The organism is Nocardia sp. NPDC004278, from assembly GCF_053602975.1.
In genome coordinates this window covers 1-21,610 of record NZ_JBSGEQ010000051.1, presented here as the reverse complement: position 1 = coordinate 21,610, position 21,610 = coordinate 1, and the positions used below count along the sequence as shown (strand labels likewise).

Annotated in this window: 20 protein-coding genes and 1 pseudogene; 11 read left to right on the top strand and 10 right to left on the bottom strand. The window is 66.1% G+C overall.

Translation table 11 applies throughout. The features are described from left to right. Positions 1 to 3,072, top strand: a 3,072-nt coding sequence (locus ACWEO2_RS40445) for a response regulator (RefSeq protein WP_452410214.1), incomplete at its 5' end; no start/stop codon positions are given. 87 nt (positions 3,073 to 3,159) lie between these two features. On the opposite strand, the gene ACWEO2_RS40440 is transcribed toward ACWEO2_RS40445, so the two are convergent. After that, a complete protein-coding gene (locus ACWEO2_RS40440) occupies positions 3,160 to 3,555 on the bottom strand; it encodes a hypothetical protein (RefSeq protein ID WP_452410213.1) in 396 nt (131 codons plus the stop codon). 10 nt (positions 3,556 to 3,565) lie between these two features. Then, on the bottom strand, positions 3,566 to 4,135 hold the full coding sequence (locus ACWEO2_RS40435; protein WP_354961836.1) for a TetR/AcrR family transcriptional regulator: 570 nt from the start codon (positions 4,133 to 4,135) through the stop codon (positions 3,566 to 3,568). Positions 4,136 to 4,234: 99 nt separating this feature from the next. Here ACWEO2_RS40435 and ACWEO2_RS40430 point away from each other — a divergent pair, with 99 nt between their 5' ends. From ACWEO2_RS40430 to ACWEO2_RS40420, 3 genes are all read left to right on the top strand, one after another. Beyond that, positions 4,235 to 4,672, top strand: coding sequence for a DoxX family protein (locus ACWEO2_RS40430; RefSeq protein WP_452410212.1), 438 nt, complete (start codon positions 4,235 to 4,237; stop codon positions 4,670 to 4,672). Positions 4,673 to 4,816: 144 nt separating this feature from the next. Then, a complete protein-coding gene (locus ACWEO2_RS40425; protein WP_452410211.1) occupies positions 4,817 to 5,920 on the top strand; it encodes an MAB_1171c family putative transporter in 1,104 nt (367 codons plus the stop codon). 51 nt (positions 5,921 to 5,971) lie between these two features. Next, complete coding sequence (locus tag ACWEO2_RS40420) at positions 5,972 to 6,730, top strand: dienelactone hydrolase family protein (protein ID WP_452410210.1); 759 nt, start codon at positions 5,972 to 5,974, stop codon at positions 6,728 to 6,730. Between the two features lie 136 nt (positions 6,731 to 6,866). Here ACWEO2_RS40420 and ACWEO2_RS40415 read toward each other — a convergent pair. Continuing rightward, positions 6,867 to 7,964, bottom strand: a pseudogene (locus ACWEO2_RS40415) (transcription termination factor Rho, short form); the annotation flags it as partial. A 410-nt stretch (positions 7,965 to 8,374) separates the two neighbouring features. Between ACWEO2_RS40415 and ACWEO2_RS40410 the strand changes: the two are divergent. Next, positions 8,375 to 9,232, top strand: a complete 858-nt coding sequence (locus ACWEO2_RS40410; protein ID WP_452410209.1) for a cyclopropane mycolic acid synthase family methyltransferase — start codon at positions 8,375 to 8,377, stop codon at positions 9,230 to 9,232. Between the two features lie 25 nt (positions 9,233 to 9,257). Here the strand turns inward: ACWEO2_RS40410 and ACWEO2_RS40405 are convergent, their stop codons facing one another. From ACWEO2_RS40405 to ACWEO2_RS40390, 4 genes are all read right to left on the bottom strand, one after another. After that, positions 9,258 to 9,659, bottom strand: a complete 402-nt coding sequence (locus tag ACWEO2_RS40405; RefSeq protein WP_355188812.1) for a PaaI family thioesterase — start codon at positions 9,657 to 9,659, stop codon at positions 9,258 to 9,260. 4 nt (positions 9,660 to 9,663) lie between these two features. Continuing rightward, a complete protein-coding gene (locus ACWEO2_RS40400) occupies positions 9,664 to 10,866 on the bottom strand; it encodes an MFS transporter (protein WP_452410208.1) in 1,203 nt (400 codons plus the stop codon). A 112-nt stretch (positions 10,867 to 10,978) separates the two neighbouring features. Continuing rightward, positions 10,979 to 11,728 (bottom strand): SDR family oxidoreductase, encoded by a 750-nt coding sequence (locus ACWEO2_RS40395; protein ID WP_452410207.1) that lies wholly within the window; start codon positions 11,726 to 11,728, stop codon positions 10,979 to 10,981. Positions 11,729 to 11,750: 22 nt separating this feature from the next. Further along, positions 11,751 to 12,119, bottom strand: coding sequence for a hypothetical protein (locus ACWEO2_RS40390; protein ID WP_452410206.1), 369 nt, complete (start codon positions 12,117 to 12,119; stop codon positions 11,751 to 11,753). Positions 12,120 to 12,333: 214 nt separating this feature from the next. Here ACWEO2_RS40390 and ACWEO2_RS40385 point away from each other — a divergent pair, with 214 nt between their 5' ends. The 3 genes from ACWEO2_RS40385 to ACWEO2_RS40375 all read left to right on the top strand — a co-directional run bounded on the left by ACWEO2_RS40385 (position 12,334) and on the right by ACWEO2_RS40375 (position 15,111). Then, positions 12,334 to 12,909 carry a sigma-70 family RNA polymerase sigma factor gene (locus tag ACWEO2_RS40385; protein ID WP_452410205.1) on the top strand — a complete coding sequence of 192 codons (576 nt, stop codon included), beginning with the start codon at positions 12,334 to 12,336 and terminating at the stop codon, positions 12,907 to 12,909. A 427-nt stretch (positions 12,910 to 13,336) separates the two neighbouring features. After that, a complete protein-coding gene (locus tag ACWEO2_RS40380; protein WP_452410204.1) occupies positions 13,337 to 13,651 on the top strand; it encodes a hypothetical protein in 315 nt (104 codons plus the stop codon). Continuing rightward, complete coding sequence (locus ACWEO2_RS40375; RefSeq protein WP_452410203.1) at positions 13,648 to 15,111, top strand: amino acid permease; 1,464 nt, start codon at positions 13,648 to 13,650, stop codon at positions 15,109 to 15,111. Before ACWEO2_RS40380 ends, ACWEO2_RS40375 begins: the two co-directional genes overlap by 4 nt. Positions 15,112 to 15,583: 472 nt before the next feature. Here ACWEO2_RS40375 and ACWEO2_RS40370 read toward each other — a convergent pair whose 3' ends face one another. The 3 genes from ACWEO2_RS40370 to ACWEO2_RS40360 form a co-directional block, all read right to left on the bottom strand. Beyond that, complete coding sequence (locus ACWEO2_RS40370; protein ID WP_452410202.1) at positions 15,584 to 16,174, bottom strand: cytochrome b; 591 nt, start codon at positions 16,172 to 16,174, stop codon at positions 15,584 to 15,586. Further along, positions 16,164 to 17,267: a catalase family peroxidase gene (locus ACWEO2_RS40365; protein WP_452410201.1), complete on the bottom strand. Its 1,104-nt coding sequence runs from the start codon at positions 17,265 to 17,267 to the stop codon at positions 16,164 to 16,166. The genes ACWEO2_RS40370 and ACWEO2_RS40365 overlap by 11 nt, the downstream gene beginning before the upstream one ends. An 84-nt stretch (positions 17,268 to 17,351) precedes the next feature. Then, complete coding sequence (locus tag ACWEO2_RS40360) at positions 17,352 to 17,867, bottom strand: COG4315 family predicted lipoprotein (RefSeq protein ID WP_452410200.1); 516 nt, start codon at positions 17,865 to 17,867, stop codon at positions 17,352 to 17,354. Positions 17,868 to 18,075: 208 nt separating this feature from the next. On the opposite strand from ACWEO2_RS40360, the gene ACWEO2_RS40355 reads away from it, so the two are divergent. From ACWEO2_RS40355 to ACWEO2_RS40345, 3 genes are all read left to right on the top strand, one after another. Next, positions 18,076 to 18,621 carry a sigma-70 family RNA polymerase sigma factor gene (locus tag ACWEO2_RS40355; protein ID WP_452410199.1) on the top strand — a complete coding sequence of 182 codons (546 nt, stop codon included), beginning with the start codon at positions 18,076 to 18,078 and terminating at the stop codon, positions 18,619 to 18,621. After that, positions 18,611 to 19,291: an anti-sigma factor family protein gene (locus ACWEO2_RS40350; RefSeq protein WP_452410198.1), complete on the top strand. Its 681-nt coding sequence runs from the start codon at positions 18,611 to 18,613 to the stop codon at positions 19,289 to 19,291. The genes ACWEO2_RS40355 and ACWEO2_RS40350 overlap by 11 nt, the downstream gene beginning before the upstream one ends. Before the next feature lie 589 nt (positions 19,292 to 19,880). Then, complete coding sequence (locus ACWEO2_RS40345) at positions 19,881 to 21,269, top strand: N-acetylmuramoyl-L-alanine amidase (protein WP_452410197.1); 1,389 nt, start codon at positions 19,881 to 19,883, stop codon at positions 21,267 to 21,269. Positions 21,270 to 21,610 lie beyond the last annotated feature (341 nt).

Here is a 21,610-nt window from a genome sequence, read left to right as displayed (position 1 = left end):
GTACGGGGGCGGCTCGGCGGCCAAGCCGACGTGAAAGGCGTATCCGGCACCTGGAAGGGCCTGACCGAGTCCGTCAACGTGATGGCGGACAATCTGACCGTTCAGGTGCGGTCGATCGCCCAGGTCGCGACCGCGGTTGCGCGCGGCGACCTATCGCAGAAGGTCACCGTCGAAGCCATGGGCGAGGTCGCCGCGCTGGCGCAGACCATCAATACGATGGTCGACACCTTGTCCTCGTTCGCCGACGAGGTCACCCGCGTTGCGCGCGAGGTGGGCACCGAAGGCATCCTCGGCGGGCAGGCGCGCGTGCCCAATGTCGCCGGCACCTGGAAGAGCCTCACCGATAATGTGAACTCGATGGCGGGCAACCTGACCAGTCAGGTTCGATCCATCGCCCAAGTCACCACGGCCGTGGCCCGCGGCAATCTGTCCCAGAAGATCGACGTCGATGCGCGCGGCGAGATTCTGGAGCTCAAGACCACGATCAACACCATGGTCGATACGTTGTCGGCGTTCGCCGCCGAGGTGACCAGGGTGGCGCGCGAGGTCGGTAAGGATGGCCGGCTCGGCGGACAAGCCGAGGTCGAGGGCGTATCCGGAACCTGGAAGCGGCTGACGGAGAACGTCAATGAGCTCGCCGGCAACCTGACGCGTCAGGTGCGTGCGATCGCCGAGGTCGCGAGCGCGGTGGCGACCGGAGATCTCACCCGATCGATTTCCGTCGAGGCGCAAGGTGAGGTCGCCGCACTCAAGAACAACATCAACTCAATGGTGCAGTCCCTCCGCGAAACCACCCGCACCAACGAAGAGCAGGCATGGCTCAATACCAACCTGGCGCGGATGTCCGGACGCTTACAGGGACACCGGGATCTCAGCGCCGTCGCCCAGCTGATCATGAACCAGCTCACCCCGCTCGTCGGCGCTCAGTACGGGGCGTTCTTCTTCATGGAATCCGATGACAACCACGTACGGCTGCGGTTGATCGCGGGCTACGGGCGCAATGCGGACAACGTCGCATTCGACCTCGGCCAGTCGCTGGTCGGGCAGGTGGCGCTGACCAAGAAGGCGATCGTGGTCGACCAGACACCGCCGGACTACGTCCGGATCAGCTCCGGTCTCGGGGCCGCGGGACCGGTCAACCTGATCGTGCTGCCGATTGTGTTCGAGGACCAGGTGCTCGGTGTGATCGAACTGGCCTCCTTCAGCCGGTTCACGCTGGTACAGCAAGATTTTCTCGAACAGCTGATGGAAAGCATCGGCGTGAATGCCAACACGATCATGGCCAATGCGCGCACCGACGCCCTACTCGAGGAATCGCAGCGACTTGCGGGAGAACTGCAACAGTCCAATGCGGCACTCGAGGAAAAAGCAGAGCTGCTGGTCCGCCAGAACCGCGATATCGAAATCAAGAACTTCGAAATCGAACAGGCCCGGCGGGAGATCGAGGAACGTGCCCAACAGCTTGGGCTGGCGTCGAAGTACAAGTCGGAGTTCCTCGCGAACATGTCGCACGAGCTGCGCACACCGTTGACCAGCCTGCTGATCTTGGCGGGCATATTGGCGCAGAACACAACCCGGAATCTGACCGCGAAGCAGGTCGAATTCGCCAACGTGATCCAGTCCGCAGGCAAGGATCTCCAGCAGCTGATCGACGATATCCTCGACCTGTCCAAGGTCGAGGCCGGGAAGATGGACATTCAAAGGGAGTTCGTGCCGCTGCGGCAGTTGCTGGAATACGTGCAGACCACGTTCCGGCCACTGATCAGCGAGAAGGGCCTCGAGTTCGACGTCGATGTCGAACCGGGCGTTCCCGCTCACCTCAACACCGATGAGCAGCGGCTGCGGCAGGTGCTACGCAACCTACTGTCCAATGCCGTCAAGTTCACCGACAAAGGCATGATCCGGCTCAAGGTATGGCGGCAGGACGACCGCATCGCATTCTCCGTGAGCGACACCGGAATCGGCATCGCAGAGCAAAACCTGGAGGCCATCTTCACCGCGTTCCAGCAAGCCGACGGCACCACCAGCCGGCGATATGGCGGTACCGGTCTCGGCCTATCGATCAGCAGGCAGGTGGCGAACCTGCTCGGTGGCGAGATTCGTGCCGAAAGCCGACTCGGTGCCGGGAGTACGTTCACGCTCCATATTCCGGTGACACCGCAACTGGAGGTCGCGGCCGAGTCGAGGACGCGGTCGAAGCCGATCGATCGTTCCGTACTTGTCATAGAAGACCAGGAGAGCCGGCCGCTGACCCGGCTGGTCCGTGGGGTCGTCGGGGCACTTGCGGACACCTCGGGGACGGTCCGCATCGAGTCCGTCGGTAGCGCCGACCAAGCACTCGCGGCCTTGCCGGCCCATCCATATCGGTGTGTCCTGCTGGACGCGAGCCTGCCGGGCGTCGGCACGGCGGAATTCCTGGGTCGCCTGCGCGAGGGCGCGGAGTCGAGAAGTATTCCGCTGCTTGCGCATCCGGTCCGTGAACTCGATCCTGACCAGGAACGGCTTATCGAGACGTATGCCCGGGACAATCGGGTCGAACTGGTGGCTTCGCCCGATGAGTTCTGCGAACGGTTCATCCTGCTGCTGACCCATCCGCACCGGACGGAGCTCGAAACACCGGCGCGCCCGGCGGGGCAGCCCAGGCTGGCCGGACGCAAGGTCCTGATCATCGATGATGATGCCCGCAATGTCCTGGCGATCGCGGGAGTGCTGGAACTGAACGGGATGTCGGTGGACCACGCGCCCAACGGACGAAAAGGCATCGAAACACTGCAGGCCAACCCGGATGTCGATGTCATCGTGATGGACGTGATGATGCCGGAGATGGACGGATACGCAACGACCGCAGCGATACGGGGAATGCCCCGCTTCGACCGGCTCCCGATCATTATGGTCACCGCGAAGGCCATGGCGGGCGATCGGGAGAAGAGCTTGGCATCCGGCGCCAGTGACTACATCACCAAGCCCGTCGACCCCGACGAACTGCTGGAGTGCATCGACCGGTGGCTGCAAGCCGTCGACCGGCCGGGCGGCGAACCAGCCCCGGTGGCAGAACTCGATGTCCGTGCATAGGCCATAGCGTCGATCGCAGACGCCTAACCGCGCCGCCATCACTGCCCACCTCGCCCAGCCCGCGACCGCGCCAGCCGAATCCCGCGCTCAGTCGTCGGGATCGTCTTCCGGCCAGCCGTCCTCGATGATCAGTCGGCCGGATTGCATTGCCCGCGTGTACTGTTCGGCGACCAGGTCGGTGGGGTAGGTGGGCCAGTAGGAGACTGCGCCGGTTGGTTTATCGATGACGCAGACCGAACCGCCAATGGCCGGGGGGAGCGGGTGTCTGTGCGGATCGATACCCGGGGGCGGCGCGAAGATGGCCACAACCGTGAAGCACGAATCGAATTCGGTGAGCAGATTGGAGATACCGCGGTCTGCGTCGTCGGCCCTGGACAGGTAGTGGTCGGCGATGCGTTGTGCCTCGGCGAGATCCACCGGGATGGTGGCCTCGGTCGGGTAGGCATGGATGTCCATGACGAAGAACTTACGGTCAAACGTCAACGGGCCGTGGTCATTCGAAGTGGACGGTGGCGACCATGCGGCGGGCCAGGGTTTCCGGGTCCGAACCGTTGGCCAGCGGCGAATCCTGTAGTGCCCCTTCGCGCCAGAGCGCCGCGAAGCCGTGCACCAGCGACCAGGCGGCGAGGCGGGTGGCTTGTTGCTGTTCAACGGTGTTGTCGGGCTGCATGAGTGCGACACCGGAACGCAGGGCCGCGCCCGCCTCGGTGCGGGCGGCGATCAGGCGTTCGTCATCGGCGTGCAGGAGTTCGCGCCGGAACATCACATCGAAGTGACCGGGATGTTCTCGGGCGAAACGGATATAGGCGACCGCGATCTCGCGGAAGTCGGGTCCGGCCCCGGCCAGCTCCGCGGCGAGCAGACCGAAACCTTCGATGGCCAGCGCGGTCAATAGCCCCGCGCGATCACCGAAATGGTGCGCGGGGGCCGCGTGCGAGACGTCGGCCCGGCGGGCCAGCCCGCGCAGGGATACCGCGTCGACCCCGTCGGTCGCGATCTGGGCGGCGGCCGCGGCCAGGATGGTGGCCCGCAGATCGCCGTGGTGGTAACCGCTCTTCGCCATGTCTCGATGGTGGCCCAAAATCTAGCCATTGACAAGTTTCCAGCTCGAACCTAATCTAGTCACTGTCAAGATAAGGTGCTCGACCCACAGGAGACTCTGATGGCACCGTTGGTTGTTCTCATCGTCATCGCCGGACTGGCTCGGTTCCTCGGCTGGGTCGGCAACCTCGGTTGGCTCGACTCCTGGCCGCACGCCGTCGCGCTCGGACTGGCCGCGATGTTCGCGCTCACCTCCAGCGCGCATTTCCTGGAGCCCAAGCGTGGCGCACTGGTCGCGATGGTGCCGCCGCGGCTGCCCAATCCGGCGGGCTGGGTCACCTTTACCGGTCTGCTCGAGATCGGCGGCGCGATCGGTCTGCTGATCCCGCCCATTGCCAAATTGGCTGCTGCGGGCCTGATTCTGCTGCTGATCGTGATGTTCCCGGCGAATATCCGTGCGGCGCGCGGTGATATCGGCATCAAGACCATGCCGCTGCCGCTGCGCACCGTCGTGCAACTCGTCTTCCTCGGGGCAGGCGCGCTCGTGCTGCTCGGCTGATCGGCGAAATCCAGCGCCAGCGCACCGAATTCCGGTGTGCTGGCGCTTGCCTGTGTCGTCCCCGAGCGTCCGGGGAGCCTCCGTCAGGGCGGTCCGGGGCAGTATCCTTCGACGGGCACGAGTTCCGCGGCCGAGAGGGTATCGATGTCCTCACTGATTCCCGAAGCCATCGCCTGGCTGGTGCTCGGCTACATCGGTGTCATTACGGCCGGGCGGCTGATGCTGTTGCGGGACACGATCATCGATCAGCTCGTCAATCGGATGCTGCTGTGGAGCATCGCCGCCATGCTGCTCTACCGCTGTGCGCCGACGCCGAGCATCACCAGTCTGCCCACTGCGCTATCGCTGGGCTGCGTCGTGATGACGACGATGTACCTCTATGTCATGGCGCGGTATGTCGTGGCCGAGACCGGGCCCGCCGCCGTATGGCGTCGACACCGTCGGTGCGGTCTCGTCGCCGCGGTGGCGACCGTCGTCATGGTGGTGTCCGGGATGGCGGCCGAGGACAACGGGCGACCGGTCGATCTGGGCGTGCACGGGCCCGCGGCGATCTTCGGATTCGCCTATGCCGCTCCGCTGGCGGTCAATATGGTCGTCTTCCTGTTCGCGGGCATCCGTGAGCTCCGCATCGGCGACCTCAGCGCCAAGGGGCAGTTGGTCTGCTGGCTGCTCGGTATCAGCGGCGGCTTCGTCTTGGTCAATCAGGCGTTGTCCCTGGCGCAATTGCTGACCGGTTGGCCCGACCTCGGCCCGCAGCTCCCGCGCGGGGAGCTCGATTTCGTACTCTGCCTGGTGCTCGATGTGACCCTGCTCGCCATCCCACTGCTCAGCGCACTGCTCGCGCTGGCGGGATGGGATCGGGACGGCCGGATCTGTCGCCGATTGCGGCCACTGTGGCGCGACCTCACCGCCGCGGTCCCCGAGATCGTGCTGCCCGCCGACGCCCGCCGCGGTGCGGATCCGGCAACCCGCCTATTTCGGATGACCGTCGAGATCCGTGACGCCCTGCTCCACCTCGGCTCCTATCTCCCGGCCGAACCGCACCCTGCATTCGAATCCGACTGGGAGATAACCGATTACGCTTGCCGGCTCGCCCATGCGGCGCGCGCTCGAAAGGCGGGCAGCGTGCCGACCGTCGCCGGGGCCGGACCGCGACTGCCGCTGGTCGGGCACGATTTCGACGCCGAGCTCCGGCATCTGCTCGGTCTGGCCCGCGTCTGGTCGCAGACCAGGACGGCGATGGGATGAGCCGATTCCCAACGCGCGCAGGAGATCACGTCGCGCCCTAGGCTGTACCGCATGACGTACCAGACCGTTTCCCAACAATTCGACCTCGACGTCGACGGCTCACCGATGACCGGCTACCTCGCTCGGCCGCAGGGCACGGCGACGTTTCCCGCGGTGCTCGTCGGGGCCGAACTGTGGGGTTTGACCGAGGACGTGCGGCAGATCGTGGATCGGGTCGCGGCGCTGGGCTATGTGGCCTTCGTCGTGAACGTCTATCACCGTTCCGGTCCGGAGACCGCGGCTGGCCTGGCCGAGACCGACGAAAACCGGACACGTGCCTTCGGGTTGCTCGGCGAGTTGACCCGCGAGGGCGTCGAGGCCGATTTCCGAGCCGCCATCGCCTATGCCCGCGAGCACGGCCAGGCCTCCGATAAGACCGGTGTGCTCGGCTTCAGTCTCGGCGGACATCTGGCCTACTTCGCCGCCACCCGCCTCGACCTGGACGCGGCGGCGATCTTCTACCCCGGCTGGCTCACCACATCGGGGACCGCGCTGAGTCGGCCGGAGCCGCTGCTGGCCGCGACCGAAGGGATCGCCAAGGACGATGTGCGGCTGTTGATGTTCTTCGCCGAACTCGATCACGTCATCGATGCAGAACAGCGCGAGCAGATCGGCGCGGCGTTGCACAATGCCGGTGTGCGCCATGAGCTGGTGGTCTACCCCGGTGCGAAGCACGCCTTCTTCTTCCCGGGTCGAGAGCCCTACGACGCGGCGGCCGCCGCGGACTCGTGGCGGCGGGCGTCCGAGCTGTTCGCCGCCGAACTGAGCTGATTCCGAGCCGGAATGCAGAATGCCCGACCGGCCCTGTCTCCCCCTCCGAAGACAGGCCCGATCGGGCTGTAATAAAGATCCCTCGGAATACTTGACAGGGCCTTAAAGGGGGCTTAAAGGAGACGCGTCAAACGGATCAGTTCCGTTTGCCGCCCAGCTGGGCCAGGAAATCGGCGTTGGTCGGGGCCTTGCGCAGACCCTCCAGCAGTAGGTCGATGGCCTGCTGACCGTCCACGGCGTTGAGTGTCCGGCGCAGCAGGTGGTTGGCCACCAATTCGTCTGGGGCGAGCAGCAATTCGTCCTTGCGGGTGCTGGACTGCGCGATATCGATGGCCGGGAAGACACGGCGGTTCGCGGTCGCGCGATCGAGTTTCAGCTCGGCATTGCCGGTGCCCTTGTACTCCTCGAAGATCACGGTATCGGCCAGTGATCCGGTCTCGACCAGGGCGGTGGCGATGACGGTGAGCGAGCCGCCGTGCTCGATATTGCGTGCGGCGCCGAGGAATCGCTTGGGCGGCGCGAGTGCGGTGGCGTCCACGCCGCCGGAGAGTATGCGCCCGGAGGCCGGGGCGGCATTGTTGTAGGCGCGGGCGAGGCGGGTCAGCGAATCGAGTAGCACGACCACGTCCCGGCCCATTTCGACCAGGCGTTTGGCATGTTCGATGGCGAGTTCGGCCACCGCGATATGTTCGCGGGGCGGCTGGTCGAAGGTGGCGGCGGCGATATCGGCGGGTACCGATCTGGCCAGATCCGTGACCTCCTCGGGCCGCTCGCCGACCAGTACGAGCATCAGCTCGCACTCCGGGTGGTTCTTCGCGATACCGTGCGCGATCGCTTGCAGCACAGAGGTTTTGCCCGCCTTGGGCGGTGCGACGATGAGCGCGCGCTGCCCCTTGCCGATGGGCATGGCCAGATCGGTGACCCGGGTGGTCATGGCATGGGGTTCGGTCTCCAGGCGCAGCCGCTGGTTGGGGTAGATGGGGACCAGGTCCTCGAATTTCGGGCGAGTCGCGGCCCGGCTGGGGTCCTGTCCGTTGACGGATGCGATATCGACGAGTGGGTCGAGTTTGTCGCCGCGTGCAGGTTCGGTCGTGCCGGTGATGAAATCGCCACGGCGCAAACCGTATTCGCGGATCAGCCGGGGTGGCACGTGCACATCACGCGGGCCGGGGAGATAGCCGTCGACACGCAGAGCGGCGGCGCGGTTGTCGGGGATCTCGAGAATGCCGCCGACGGATCGTCCGGGGTTCGCCGCGGCGTCCCCATCGGATGGTGTGGGAAAAGTGTTGTCTTTCATGGTGTTTCCTTCGAATTTCATGGGTACGGCGAACGGCCGTGAGAGGCAGCGGCGATGCGCTCGCTGCGATGAATGTCCCTGTGCGCTCTGGGAAGCGGATTCACGGGAGTGTGGAACCGTGGTGGGAAGAGAAGAGATCTCGTGGGAAGCCCGGCTCCGATCGGCCGGGATGGGCATCCACAAGGACAGGGCCGAGGGTACAGCTTCGAACGATTGTGCGCAATGGTTCGAGTCAGAGCCGGGCAACAGGGCACGCTTTGGTATCGATCTTCGCCTGCTGTAAACTATTCGGCGGCGTGTCTCGTATCGGTCCATATCTGGGTACTCGGCGCAGGCAGGAGATACGCATGGCCGACTTCGCACCGTTCTACGAGCAAGTTCAGTCGCACTACGATGTCTCCGACGACTTCTACCGGCTATTTCTCGACCCATCGATGACCTACAGTTGCGCCTACTTCGAGCGCGATGACATGACCCTCGAACAGGCCCAGCTGGCCAAGATCGACCTCGCGCTCGGCAAGTTGGATCTGCAGCCGGGGATGACCCTGCTCGATATCGGATGTGGCTGGGGCGCAACAATGTTCCGCGCGGTCCAGCGCTATGGCGTCGAGGTCGTCGGACTTACCTTGAGCCGCAATCAATATGAGCACGTCCGTGCCGAGAGAGATCGGCGCGCGGTCGCGGGCGTCGAGATCCGGCTACAGGGCTGGGAGGAATTCGACGGCAACGCGGACCGGATCGTCAGCATCGGCGCCTTCGAACACTTTCGGCGGGAGCGCTACGCCACCTTCTTCGAACGCTGCCATCACATGCTGCCCCCCGATGGGCGGATGCTGCTGCATACCATCATCGGCCATACGCTCAACGACCTACGGCGCATGAATATTCCGGTGACCCGGGAGGACGCTCTGTTCCACATCTTCGTCAAGCGCGAGATCTTCCCCGGCGGTCAGCTGCCGCAGCCCGCGGAGGTCACCCGGCTGGCCGGACAGGCCGGATTCGGCACCGAGCAGATCCAGCCGTTGCGCCTGCACTACGCGCGCACCCTGGACCAATGGGCCCAGGCCCTGGTGGACCATCACGACGAGGCGATTCGGATCGCCTCCGAAGAGGTCTACGCCAGATACCTGAAATACCTCACCGGATGTGCCGACCACTTCCGCAGCGGGCACATCGATGTCATGCAGTTCACGTTGGTGAAGTGAGCCCGGCGCATGGCCGGGCTTCGGGTCAGAGCACGGCTTGGGTCTGGGTCACCTTGGCGACGAGTTTGTCCGAGTCATCATGGATTTCGGTTTCCACCACGATGAACGACCGTCCGGCGTGCAGCGGCCGCGCCGAGGCGATCGCATGACCGGACCGAACGGCCCGCAGGAAATTCGATTTGGACTCGACCGTCGTCGTGCCCTGTTTGCCCTCGGGCAGATTCAGGAACGCGCAGACCGCGGCCGTCGCGTCCGCGAGTGACATCAGCACACCGCCGTGCAGCACTCCGCCCAGCGTGCACAGCGATTCGTCCCACGCGATCCGGCTGCGCACCAGTGCGGTGCCGTGTTCGAGCACCTCGACCCCGAGACGCTCGGTGAACGGCATGGACTGGTGAAAGAGCTTGGTGCCCACCTCATCGATCATGATCTCAGCCTGCCCGACGGACCCGGCGCGCGTCGATTACCCCGGAGGTAATCAGCAGTGCGAGCAGTGCGGTCGCACCGCCGCACAGCAGCACGGTCGAGGGTGAGGTCCGGTCCACGATCACCCCGCCGACCAGCGCGCCCGCACAGAAGGTCGCCTGGAATGACGCCGTGAACAGCACCGATGCCACCTCGGGGGCGTCGGGCAGCGCGTTGGCGAACCAGGTCTGCAGGACGACCGGGATCCCGCCGTATCCGACACCCCAGACGATCAGCAGTGCGACGGCGCCGAACTCCCATCGGCCGAGCAGCGGCAGCGCCAGCATCGCGGCCGCCATGGCGGCCGCCGCACAGCCGAGCGCGGTCCGGGGACGGCCGAGCAGGGTGCCGCCCAGGAAGTTTCCGGCAATGCCAGCCGCGCCGTAGATCAGCAGCAGGACCGTGATGGCCCCCGCACTCACCTGGGTGACCTGCTCCAGGAACGGGGTGACGTAGGTATAGGTGCCGAATTGTGCAAGCACCACGAAAAGGGTTGCCAGCAGGGCGATTCGGACGGCGGTGCCGCGCAGTCCAGTGCGCAGCGCGGTGACGTTCACGGCCTGCTGGGCGGGCAGCGATGGCAGTGCGAATGCCAGTAGCGCCAGCACCACCGCCGACAGCATGGCCAGGAGGACGAATGCGGCTCGCCAGCCCGCCAGGTGGCCGACGAAGGTGCCCGCGGGCACACCGAGCACCGAACCCAGCGGGACCGACGAGAAGATCACCGCGGTGGCTCGGTTCGCCGACTCCGGCGGCACCAGCCGACCGGCCAGTCCGGCGGCGATCGACCAGTACCCGCCGATGGTGAACCCGATCAGCACACGGGAGACCAGCACCACCCAGAACTGTGGCGCGGTCGCGGCCACCGCATTGGCGATCACCAGCAGCAGCGTGCAGCCGCACAGCAACAGTCGGCGATCGACGCGGGCGGCCGCGACGGTCACCAGGGGAGCGGCGATCGCGGCGAGCAACCCCGGCATGGTCATCATGAGTCCGGCCATGCCGTCGGAGATCGTGAAATCGGATCCGATCGAGGTAAGCAGGCCGATCGGCAGAATCTCGGTCGTCACGATCGAGAAGATGCCGAGCGTGACCGCGACGACGGCGAGCCAGCGGATCAGCGGTGGCCGGGTGACCGGGGTGGGGGAGGGTTCGAGAGCGATGGACATGCGCTCCAGTTCAGCAATCCGCATCGCCGAGTTCCGGCGGGTTTCCGCCGCGAATGCTCCGATGTTCGACCAGCGTGCCTACGGCGGTGGCCGGGCCGAACTGGGGGCCACGTCAGCCGAGCCGGGCAACCACCGAGCGCGGCAGATGCGGTAGCACCACATCGATGAGCCGCCACGGCCACGCCGGAACGCATGCGCGAATCCGCTCCTGCTCGATCGCCCGCACCATCGCCGCGACGCCCTTCTCCAGCGGTGCGACCATCCGTGCGTCACCGGCCTTCGCCGCCATATCGGTGGCGATGAATCCCGGCAGCAAGGTGGTGACGGCGATCGGTGACTGCCCGAATTCGACGGTCAGCGCCTCGCCCAAGGCAGCCAGTCCGGCCTTACTTGCGGAGTAGGCCGCCTTCGTGCCCGGCAATCCGCGCACCGCACTCATCGAGGACACCAGCACCAGGTGGCCGCCCTGCTGGGCGCGGAAGATCGCCAATGCCGCCTCGGTCTGGGCGAGCGCGCTGACGAAATTGGTGGTGGCCGTGGCGAGATTGGCATCCGCCCGACCGGTGCCGATCGGCGCGCCCTTGCCGATACCGGCATTGACGATCACGCGGTCCAGTCCGCCCAGTTCATCGCGCAACTGCGCGAACACCGGTGGCACGGCCGCGTGTTCGTCGACGTCGAGCGCGCGGACCGCGACCTTGATCCCCGGATGTGCGGCGGTGAGTTCATCGCGCAGCGATTCGAGCGCGTCGAGCCGGCGGGCACACAGGGCGAGGTCGCGGCCCTTGGCGGCGAAATCCCGCGCCATCGCAGCGCCGAGTCCGGCGCTCGCACCGGTGATCAGGATCTTGGTCCGCGTCATGGTCGCGACGATAGCGCTGGGCTCAGCCGCCGGACGAACCGGTGCGCACGGGCGGCACCATATGCCAGGCACCGCAATTCACCGTCTTGAAGGCCACATCGGTCGGCGCGATCTCGGCGCGGACCGGACGATTTCTGGTGAAGTCGTTAGCGATGATGTAGTGCTGATCGGTGTTATCGCCATCGACCTTGCGCAGCCGTCGCCAGTCGCAGCCGACCGCCGGATCGGGGGTGCCGGGGGCCTCCCAGGTACCGGGCAGGATGTCGACACCCACCAGGTAGACGCCATCCTCGGTGATGGTGTTCGCGGGCTGGGCGGCCGCGGTGCCCGCGCCCAGCAGTGCCGCGGTGGACGCCATTGCCCCCGCGATCACGAGCGTGCTTGCACGCATACTGCTTGCTCCTAGCATCGTTCTCGGGCCGCCACCGGCGGCTGACCTGCGGAGATCCCCGTATCTCCGGGGCAAAGGTCTACCAGACTCAGCGGTCGATTTCGGCAGAATCGGAGATTCCTGTCACATATCCAGTCGGTTGTGCATTACTGCGATCCAACTTCACTGTGTCGGCGGTGATTCCACTCGCGTGAGTTCCCGCGATACCTCTTATATGAGTGGTATTTGTCCGGTGGTCGATGTCGCGGACAGGCGGTCGACCTGTGGGACGGCGTGTGCCGGTCTGTGTACCGACGATGGGATTGCCGCCGTACTGGCCGCCGACCGGGCACTACTGCATTGGCGTGCGATGAGCGGCCTCGGCGATTCGGGGCTGGCCGAACAGGCGGTGCAGGAAACGCTGCTGCGGGCCTGGCGCTCCTGCGCGATGTTCGACGGACGCAAGGGCACGGTCCGCACCTGGCTGCTCGCCATCCAACGCAACGTCATGATCGATATCGCCCGCGCCCGGGCCGTCCGTCCCGCGGATACCGAATGGGACGAGATCGGGCAACTCAGCGATATCAGATACGCGAACCCGGACTTCGCTGATGGCCTCGTCGACTGTCTGCTCGTCGCGGAGCTGCTCGCCCGCCTGCCCGAATCCCAGCGCATCGCGGTGGTGGAGGTGATTCTGCGGGATCGGGCCTATCAAGAGGTCGCCGATGATTTCGGCATTCCGGTCGGCACCGTGAAGACCCGGGTCCACTATGCCCTGCGCTCGCTGCGCCGCCTGCCGATAGGGGCCTGAATCCGGCCGACTATGCCCACCGCGTCGCCGCCCGCCAGCGGGGCGGAGGCTTCGAGCCGCCGAATCCGGCCACACTGCCTGCGCTGTCGGTGCGGATGCTCGGCCGCTGGTGCAGCAGATGCCCCACAGCGCCCGCGCTCGATTTCAGCGCCCGCACTCGACGTGACGACATCGGGCGGCATGACCGGAGCTCATCGGTCACGCGCCGAAGATCCCTCGGTTCCGAACCCGGATTCAGCCGTTCAATAGAATGTAAAGCAGAAATACGGCGCAATATCAGAATTATCTGCATCGCTATGGAGCATCCGGGTGATGAATATTCATACTGGACTCGGCCCCGCTGGTGATGCGCCTCACACCTCGCATCTGACATCCGCTGCGGCGCTGTCGCTCAATCCTCAACACATATGTCCAGGAGCTTTTGCCTGTGAAAATCGGAATCCCCCGCGAAATCAACAACCACGAGTACCGCATAGCGATGACCTCAGCCGGGGTCCACGAACTTGTCTCCGACGCGCATGAGGTGTTCGTCGAATCCGGCGCCAGTCGCGGGTCATCGTTCGATGACGCGGACTACCTGCGGGTGGGTGCGACGATCATGGAGTCCGCCGACGATGTCCTGGGCACGGCGGAGGTGGCCGCACCGGAATCAATCCACACGATGACCCGCGCCGCACAGCGGAGGGCAGCCTCGAACCCGACGTTTGTCGCGACCGCCGGCACCGAAGGAATGGACGCATGACGATCCCCGACCAGCAGAACCAGACGAACAGCAAAGGGAATTCGCAGCCGGCACTCCCGACCACCGAGTCGGAGGGTTACGCCCGCGGATTGAATCCCAGAACGATCCAGATGATCGCGATCGGCGGGGCAATCGGCACCGGTCTGTTCTACGGCGCGGGCGGTGCGATCGCGCAGGCGGGACCGGCGTTGATCCTGACGTACCTCGCTGCGGGCCTGGCCGTCTTCGTGATCATGCGGGCACTCGGCGAGCTGCTGACGTACCGGCCGGTTTCCGGCAGCTTCGCGGAGTACGCCCACGAGTTCCTCGGCCGTTTCACTGGATTCGCCACCGGTTGGACGTATTGGGCGGTGTGGGTGACCACCTGCATGGCTGAGATCACGGTCGCGGGCAAGTACGTCGAGTACTGGTTCGACATCAAGCCGTGGATCACCGCACTGGTCGTGTTGACTGTGCTATTCGGGGCGAACTTGATCTCGGTACGGCTGTTCGGAGAGGCCGAGTTCTGGTTCTCCGCTGTCAAGATCACCGCGATCGTCGGCATGATCCTGATCGGGATCGGGGTCTTGACAATTGGATTCGGTCACGCCGCGCACCCGTCAGTTGCCAACCTGTGGGCTGACGGCGGGGTGTTCCCCCATGGCTTCGGGCAGTCCCTGATGACATTGCAGATCGTGCTGTTCGCCTATGTCGGCGTCGAACTCGTCGGCGTGACCGCGGGCGAGGCGCGTGACCCCAAGAAGACGCTGCGGAAAGCGATCAACACCCTTCCGTTCCGCATCGGCCTGTTCTACATCGGTTCGCTTCTGGTGATCATGTCCGTTGCCAGCTGGCGAAACTTTCATTCGGGAAAGAGTCCGTTCGTCGAAGTCTTCCAGCAGATCGGAATCCCCGGCGCTGCTGGCATCATCAACTTCGTGCTGCTCACCGCCGCACTGTCATCGTGTAACTCGGGCATTTACTCCACCGGGCGGATGCTGCGCAGCCTGTCGCTGCGAAGGGAAGCGCCTGCCGTGGTCGGCACACTCAGCTCCCGCTCGGTGCCATTCGCCGGAATCTGCCTCTCCGCGGGCGTCATGGTCATCGGCGTAATCGTCAACGCCATCTCCCCCGACAAGGCATTCGCCTACATCACCTCGGTGTCCACCGTCGGCATCATCTTCGTCTGGGGAGTCATTCTGGTCTGCCATATGATCTACCGCGCCCGCGTCAAGGCCGGTGTCCTGCCGGCCAGCGACTACCGACTGCCCGCCGCGCCGGTGACCACCTGGCTCGCGCTCGGACTCCTCGGTCTGGTCGTCTTCCTGCTGTTCTTCACCGACAGCGGGCGCATCGCGCTCGTGGTCGGCGCCGTGTGGGCGGTGGTCGTCAGCGTGGGATATCTGATGATGACCCGGCTCGGGTCAGAAGATCGCAAGCAAGGAGGGTTCTTCCCGCGGCGGCCGGGCGTACGCGTTTGATGGCCACGCAGATTTCTGCCCGGTACCCATCGAGGCTCGAGCCCGACATGGATAGCCAGATGTCTCCGCATCCCGGGGAACCAGACGTGCACCTCGCAGTGCAACTCGGTAATGTGCGCTTCGATTTCACGGCATGCGCCACTGCAGCCTTGTCGTTCATACAAGATTGCCGTGACCGCCACTATCCGATGCATCTCGCAGTGATCCTTGATGACACCCGCAGGTACCCACGCTTGCCCAATGAACGCCTGTACCTGCAGCACTGAACCAGGCAACAACGGGCGACGCCGCTGGGCGCTGAGTCTGCCAACCGTTCAAGGGACTCACCGGCTTTCACGCTGGCGGGATGAAGTCGGCTGCCGCGGAGATCCTCGATCAAGTGTCGGCGATCGTCCCGCGGCGGTAACCGGACAGGCTCGCTGACCCTCGGCCGACCGAGGTGGAGCAACGGCGCCGTGGGTGCCCCCAGTTATCACGGAACGTGGTCGGCACGCTCGTCGTGTTCCGCTGAAACCGGCCTCCTCGACCGGACGGGCAGCGGCGTCATCCGGTCGAGGAGTCGGTCGCGGAGCACGAGGGTGTGGAACAGGACCGCACACATGTGGGCGGTGAACGTCAGGAACAGCAGGTTCGCCAGAATCGTGTGGGCCTGCCGCAGCATGGCGTAGGTGTTCGGGTCGTGGGGCGCGATGGCCGGCAGGCGCAGGTGCTCGTAGATCACGATCGGGGTCCCGGCGCTCGAGAGCATGGCCCATCCGATCAACGGCTGAGCCAGCAGCAGCGCGTAGAGCAGGTACTCGGTTCCCTTCGCCACCATGCGCTCCAAGGGGCGCATGGTGGACGGGAACGGCGGCGGCCGGTGCAGCAGACGGTTCCCGATCCGGATGACCACCAGGACGAGGATCGCGATCCCCAGCGGTTCGTGGATGGCGCGCAGGCGGTGGTAGTCGGTCAGCGAGGCCATCATGGTGGCGCCGACGACGAGTTGGGCGATGACCAGGACCGCCATGATCCAGTGCAGTAGGCGCGAAGGAAGTGCGTATCGGGTCGGCTCAGCGGGCACCGAGCACCTCCTCGACGGTGATGGCACTTGGCTGTGCGGGTTCGCCGGATCGGCGGGTGAAGGACCGGGCATAGACCGCCGACCGTGCGCTGAGCAGGGGATCGTCCGACGGCGTGATGCCGACGGGCAGCACGAGCGGGTCGAAGTTGATGTCCCGGGCGTTGCCCGGCCCCTCGGTCTGCACCGAGTCGATCGTCAAGGTGCCGACGTCGATGGTGCGCCTGTCCTCGGGCCAGGCCTTGGTGGCGTCGTTGGTCGGATCGCCGGGTTCGCCGATGGTGAGCATCAGGCGCCACCGCAGCGGTTCGGTGGCGACCGCGCGGATCAGCGCGTCGAAGAGGTAGTTCTTACCGGGCTGTGCCTGGTCGGCGGGTTCGGGTGGTTGCTCGGGGACGAGCATCCAGCGCACCGCAGCCGTGACCCCGGCGGCGTCGGTGACACCGAACGCATTGAGCCCGCGGAAGGTGCTGTCGCCGAACCCGGAGGTCGGCGGGTGCTGCCGGATGATCTGCATAGCCGCCGCGGTCTCCGGGTGCTCGGCCAGGAACGCGGCCATCTTCTCCGGATCGGGTTTTCCCGTTCCGGCAACGGGTTTGGCGGCGAGCAGTCGTTCGTAGAAGCCTTCCGGGGTGCTGTCGGGGAAGACCGGGAGGTTGACCATCGCGGTGCGCCACTGCTCCCCGTTCGGCAGCGTGAACTGCAGCCCCAGGCCGCGGACTGTGGCGTTCGCGTCGGTGGCGTAGGGCACGCTTCCCGAGAGCGAGAACCGGCCGGTCACCGGAACCCGTCCGGGCTGGAAGACGACGGCGGTGGACACCGCGGCGCCCGCCCCGTTGCTCTCGAAATATCCGGTGGCACTGAGTCCCTTGGCATGGTTGCGCCGGAAGCCTTCGTGCTTGCCGTTCAGCTGCTCGAATCGGTCGACTATTCGCGACGATGTCAACGCGTCCGGCGTCAACCAGCCCTTGGCGTAGAGGAAACCGCCGACGTCCAGCGCGGCGATCCCTCCGACGGCGGCCAATCCGAGGAGGACACCGCGCCGACTGATTTCCGTGTGTGTCCCGGGATCCGCCCGTTCGGTGTCGTCCTCCATCGGCTCTCCTCTTTCTCCCATGAGGTGTGCAGCTCATGGGATGCGGTTCTCTCGGTGGGCCAGTTAGGGCGAGTGGAACTCGCCCTACCGGCCGGCGGCGGGGGGTGCGACCGGCGCCGTGGTCACCAGGGCGACGTGCCACTGGCCCTTGACGCCCTCGCCGTTGGTCTGGCCCGGCGCGTCGTCCTTGGCGAACCGGTACAGCGGGTGGCCGTCGTACACCGCCTGCTGTGCCCCGCCGTCGGGACGGGTGAGGGTGCTCAGTGCGCCGGGGAGGTTCGTCCCGTCGGCGGCTCTCGGGGCGCCGAGCGTCGGCGGCCAGGTCGTGGCGCACTGCCCGACGCAGGCGGAGGAGGTCGGGGTGTCCGGTGTAAACCAGTACAGGGTGTAGCCGGCCGCGTCGGTCACGACGGTGCCGAGGGCGGTGGTGGTTGCGCCGAGCCGCGCCACGGGGGCGCCGTCGGCCGGGGCGGCGGAGGCATGCGGGGCAGAACTGGTCGGCTGTGCGTCCTGCGCGGCGGTGTCGTTACCGCAGGCGGACAGCAGCACCAGCGCGGCGCCGAGCCCGATGCACTGTGCCGGTAGCGTTCGCGTCTTCATCGTTGTCTCGCTTCCGTTCGGGTCGCAGTTGTGCGAGCTGAACTGGAATACGGCCGCGGGGCGGCGCATATTCACTTCGCGACTGTGTGACATGTCACTCGTCTGGTCTCCCAGCGACGTGAATGATCCGAAGGGGCGGTCCGTATACCGGGTGAGGACATCGCTGGTGACCGGCGCGTTGGGACACGATGGGTGCGGAGGTGAAGGCATGCGGCTGATCTCGCAGCGCCGGCATGTCGGTGGGCTCGGAGATGAATCTGCGCTGCGCGCAGCGTACGAGGACCACGCTGGCGAGCTGTTCCGGTTTGCGCACCGCTCTCTCGGCGACGCGGGCGGCGCCGAGGAGGCCGTGCAGGAGACGTTCCTGCGCGCCTGGCGGGCGGCGCACAGCTTCCAACCCGACACCGCGTCGCTGCGCACCTGGTTGTTCTCGATCTGCCGCAACATCGTCATCGACATCAGCCGTGCGCGGGCCAGCCGGCCGCCGCTGGCCGACACCGAACCGATCGATACCCCCAGTGCCGCGCAACCTCTGGAAGAACTGGTGGTGGGTCTGCAGGTGGAGGAGGCCCTGCGCCGGTTGTCCGAGCAGCATCGTCAGGTTCTCGTCGAGGTGCACCTGCGCGACCGGCCGGCCGCCGATGTCGCCGCTCAGCTCGGGATCCCCGAGGGCACCGTCCGCAGTCGCGTCTACTACGGTCTCCAAGCTCTCAAACTCGTACTGGAAGAAATGGGGTGGCACGGTGAGTACTGATCAGTGCCGGCAGATGCGAACCCACCTCGGTATGCACGCCCTTGGCCGGCTCGAACCGGCCGCGACCGTGGCGCTGCAGGCGCACCTCGACGGCTGCCCGGACTGCCGGTCCGAACTGCGCGAACTGCGCGGCGTCGCCCAGGTCCTTCGCCAGGCCGACCCCGAGCGGGTCGACGATCAGCCTGCCGGTCCGCCCCCGGCGCTGCGCACCGCGGTGTTCACCGCAGTCGAACAGGAACGACGCCGGAAGCGCTCGGTTAGGACTGCGCAGCGCGTCGCCGCGGCGGCGGCGGTGCTGATCGTCGCGCTGGGGGGAGTCTTCATCGTCACGTCGCAGCTGGCCACGAACTCCCCGCAGGGCGCGAACTCTCAGCCGGTCGCCTTCGCCGAACAGCCCGCCGGTGTGCACGCTTCGGCCAGCGTGGAGAACCGCAACTGGGGCACCAGCATCGCCCTCGATGTCACCGGCCTGCCGCAGGGCCAGCGGTATGCCGTGTGGCTCGAACGCCCGGACGGCAGCAGAATGCCCGCCGGTAGTTTCGTCGCGGGCGGCGAGAAGAAGATGTCCATGCAGATGGCGGTCGGACTACCGATGCACGAGGCCATGGCCCTGGGCATCAGCACTCCCACTGACCCGAGCCCCCTCCTCCTGGCACCGCTCCACTCCTGACGTACTCGGGACCCAGATCGGGCGGGCCTCGAGGGTGTTTGCGTAGGTGGGAAATGTGGCACGACGTGGGGGCGATGTGCCGCAGATCAGCCGGTTGGCGAAAAGGTCCCCATTCGCCCGCCTGTCGACGCCGACCGTGGGCGCCAGCTGAAGGCGTCACCGTGATGAGGACTTTCGCCCCGATCGTGGCGTCGGGATCCGGGTCTTCGAACCACATGGCAGTCAACGGTCGTGGTCGCCGCAGACAAGTTCTGGGGCTGTGATTCCGCAAGGCGGACGTACCCGACTCGCACCTGGCGCGACTTGCGTCACCGGTGTGCGTCCGCGCTGATCTACCAGGGCACCGATGCGAAGACCGGTCCAGAAGCGCCTAGGTCACGCGACCGCATCTATCACGGGGGAGGTGTACGTGGATCGTTTCGGGGGGCATGAGTCTAGAACTCGCGAGACTGTGGACGCTATGCTCTCCCGTAACAACAGCACCAGCAGTAACACCGGGAGCGCTACCGCGTAGGTTGATCGGCTGGCGGCGCTCACTGGACCATCACGGGACTAGGGAGCTGCTTTGTCTATCTACCAGGCATTTTGCGTGAAGCCAGGCATCATCAGGACCGGTATCTGCGGCGTCGTCACGGCCGCCGTGGTGGTGACGCTGTCCGGGCTGGCTCCGGCCGCGCTCGCCGATCCGGCATCTCCGGAAATGGCCACGAAACTCGCAGGCAAGACAATATTCGTGGACCCAGGTCATCAGGGTCCCAATCACGCCGAAAACCTGGCGAGGCAGGTGAGCAACGGGCGCGGTGGCACCAAGGACTGTCAGACCACCGGCATGATCACGGTGAACGGAGTGCAGGAGCACACCATCACCTGGAAGGTGGCCGAACTGGTTCGGACCACCCTGGAAGATCTGGGCGCGAAGGTGGTGCTCAGCCGTCCGGATGACTCCGGCTGGGGCGGCTGCGTCGATGAACGGGCACACGCCGCCAATGCCTCCGGCGCCGACGTCGCGGTGAGCATCCACGCCGATAGCGCACCTGCGCAGTACCGCGGATTCCACCTGATCGTGCCGCAGCTGCCGATTCCGGATCCGAAGATCGATCAGATCCAGTCCGGCCCCGGTCTGGCGGCGACGAAGGCGGTGCGCGACGCCTATCTGCAGGCCGGTTTTCCGGCGGCCAACTACGCAGGCGCCCAGGACGGTCTGCAGACCCGCAACGATGTGGCCGGTCCGGCACTGACCGCCGTGCCCGATGTGTTCGTCGAGATGGGCAATGGGGCCAATCCCGAGGACGCCGCGCTACTGGAGAGTCCGGAGGGGCAGGTCAAGCATGCCCTGGCGATCGCGACCGGTCTGATCGGGTTCCTGCTCGGCGCCCCGCAGCAGACGCCGACGCCCCCGGTATCGGGCGGAGTGCCTGCGCATACCGGTTCGACGTCCGACCAGCCCGCCGCGGTTCCGGCATCCAGTGTGCCGCTGGCCAATGCGGTGCCCCCGGTGCCCCCCGCCGGGATGGCGCCGCGGCCCGCTGCCGCCCCCGAGCCCACGGCGACGCCGCAACTCGTGCCAACGACCGACACTGTCCCGCAACCGCCGACCGCGCCCGCATCGCTGAATCCGCCACCCGGTTACGCACCGGCGCCGGGCTACACACCGCTACCCGATTCGCCGGATACGCAGCAAACGCCCGGTTCGTCGCAGTCCCCTGGCGCTCCGCAGACCGGTTTGCTGCCGCCGGGTTTTGCGCTCTCGCCCAACACCCCGCAGTCGCCGGGTACGGCACAGTCACCCGGTTCGCAACTGTCGCCGAATCAGACCACGCCGAATGCGACCAGCGTGCTGCCCACCCTCGTCAACACCATCATGCAAATGCTGATGCCATTGGCCATGTCACTCGGCATGGACAACACTGTGGTCACCTCGGAGCTGATCAACCTGGCCTACGCCCTGGCCAGCGCCCTGCTCGGTCCGACGAAGTAACGCGGCCGACCGGCTGTGGACACTATCCGCAGCCGGGCGGCTGTGGACATTGCCGCCGGTCGTCCGCTTCCGTACCCACCACGGAGCGAGTATCGCGAGCGACCGTTCGCGGCCCGTCTCGCGTCCGAGTCGTCGAAGCGCATACACCGCAGGCACTTGCATCAACCACTGGGCTGCGCACCTCCGGCGCCGAACTTCCCTGCCCCAGGCAACCCGCCACGGAGTGAGTCTTACGAGCGACCGTTTGCGGCCCGTCTCGCGTCCGAGTCGTCGAAGCGCATACACCGCAGGCACTTGCATCAACCACTGGGCTGCGCACCTCCGGCGCCGAACTTCCCTGC

What these genes read in the sequence shown, in the direction of transcription:
- ACWEO2_RS40385 (WP_452410205.1), top strand. Translation starts at nt 12,334, where the DNA reads ATGAGTGGTATTTGTCCGGTGGTCGATGTCGCGGACAGGCGGTCGACC.
- ACWEO2_RS40360 (WP_452410200.1), bottom strand. Translation starts at nt 17,867, where the DNA reads ATGAAGACGCGAACGCTACCGGCACAGTGCATCGGGCTCGGCGCCGCG.
- ACWEO2_RS40435 (WP_354961836.1), bottom strand. Translation starts at nt 4,135, where the DNA reads ATGGCGAAGAGCGGTTACCACCACGGCGATCTGCGGGCCACCATCCTG.
- ACWEO2_RS40405 (WP_355188812.1), bottom strand. Translation starts at nt 9,659, where the DNA reads ATGATCGATGAGGTGGGCACCAAGCTCTTTCACCAGTCCATGCCGTTC.
- ACWEO2_RS40395 (WP_452410207.1), bottom strand. Translation starts at nt 11,728, where the DNA reads ATGACGCGGACCAAGATCCTGATCACCGGTGCGAGCGCCGGACTCGGC.
- ACWEO2_RS40365 (WP_452410201.1), bottom strand. Translation starts at nt 17,267, where the DNA reads ATGGAGGACGACACCGAACGGGCGGATCCCGGGACACACACGGAAATC.
- ACWEO2_RS40355 (WP_452410199.1), top strand. Translation starts at nt 18,076, where the DNA reads ATGCGGCTGATCTCGCAGCGCCGGCATGTCGGTGGGCTCGGAGATGAA.
- ACWEO2_RS40390 (WP_452410206.1), bottom strand. Translation starts at nt 12,119, where the DNA reads ATGCGTGCAAGCACGCTCGTGATCGCGGGGGCAATGGCGTCCACCGCG.
- ACWEO2_RS40375 (WP_452410203.1), top strand. Translation starts at nt 13,648, where the DNA reads ATGACGATCCCCGACCAGCAGAACCAGACGAACAGCAAAGGGAATTCG.
- ACWEO2_RS40425 (WP_452410211.1), top strand. Translation starts at nt 4,817, where the DNA reads ATGTCCTCACTGATTCCCGAAGCCATCGCCTGGCTGGTGCTCGGCTAC.
- ACWEO2_RS40430 (WP_452410212.1), top strand. Translation starts at nt 4,235, where the DNA reads ATGGCACCGTTGGTTGTTCTCATCGTCATCGCCGGACTGGCTCGGTTC.
- ACWEO2_RS40410 (WP_452410209.1), top strand. Translation starts at nt 8,375, where the DNA reads ATGGCCGACTTCGCACCGTTCTACGAGCAAGTTCAGTCGCACTACGAT.
- ACWEO2_RS40420 (WP_452410210.1), top strand. Translation starts at nt 5,972, where the DNA reads ATGACGTACCAGACCGTTTCCCAACAATTCGACCTCGACGTCGACGGC.
- ACWEO2_RS40400 (WP_452410208.1), bottom strand. Translation starts at nt 10,866, where the DNA reads ATGTCCATCGCTCTCGAACCCTCCCCCACCCCGGTCACCCGGCCACCG.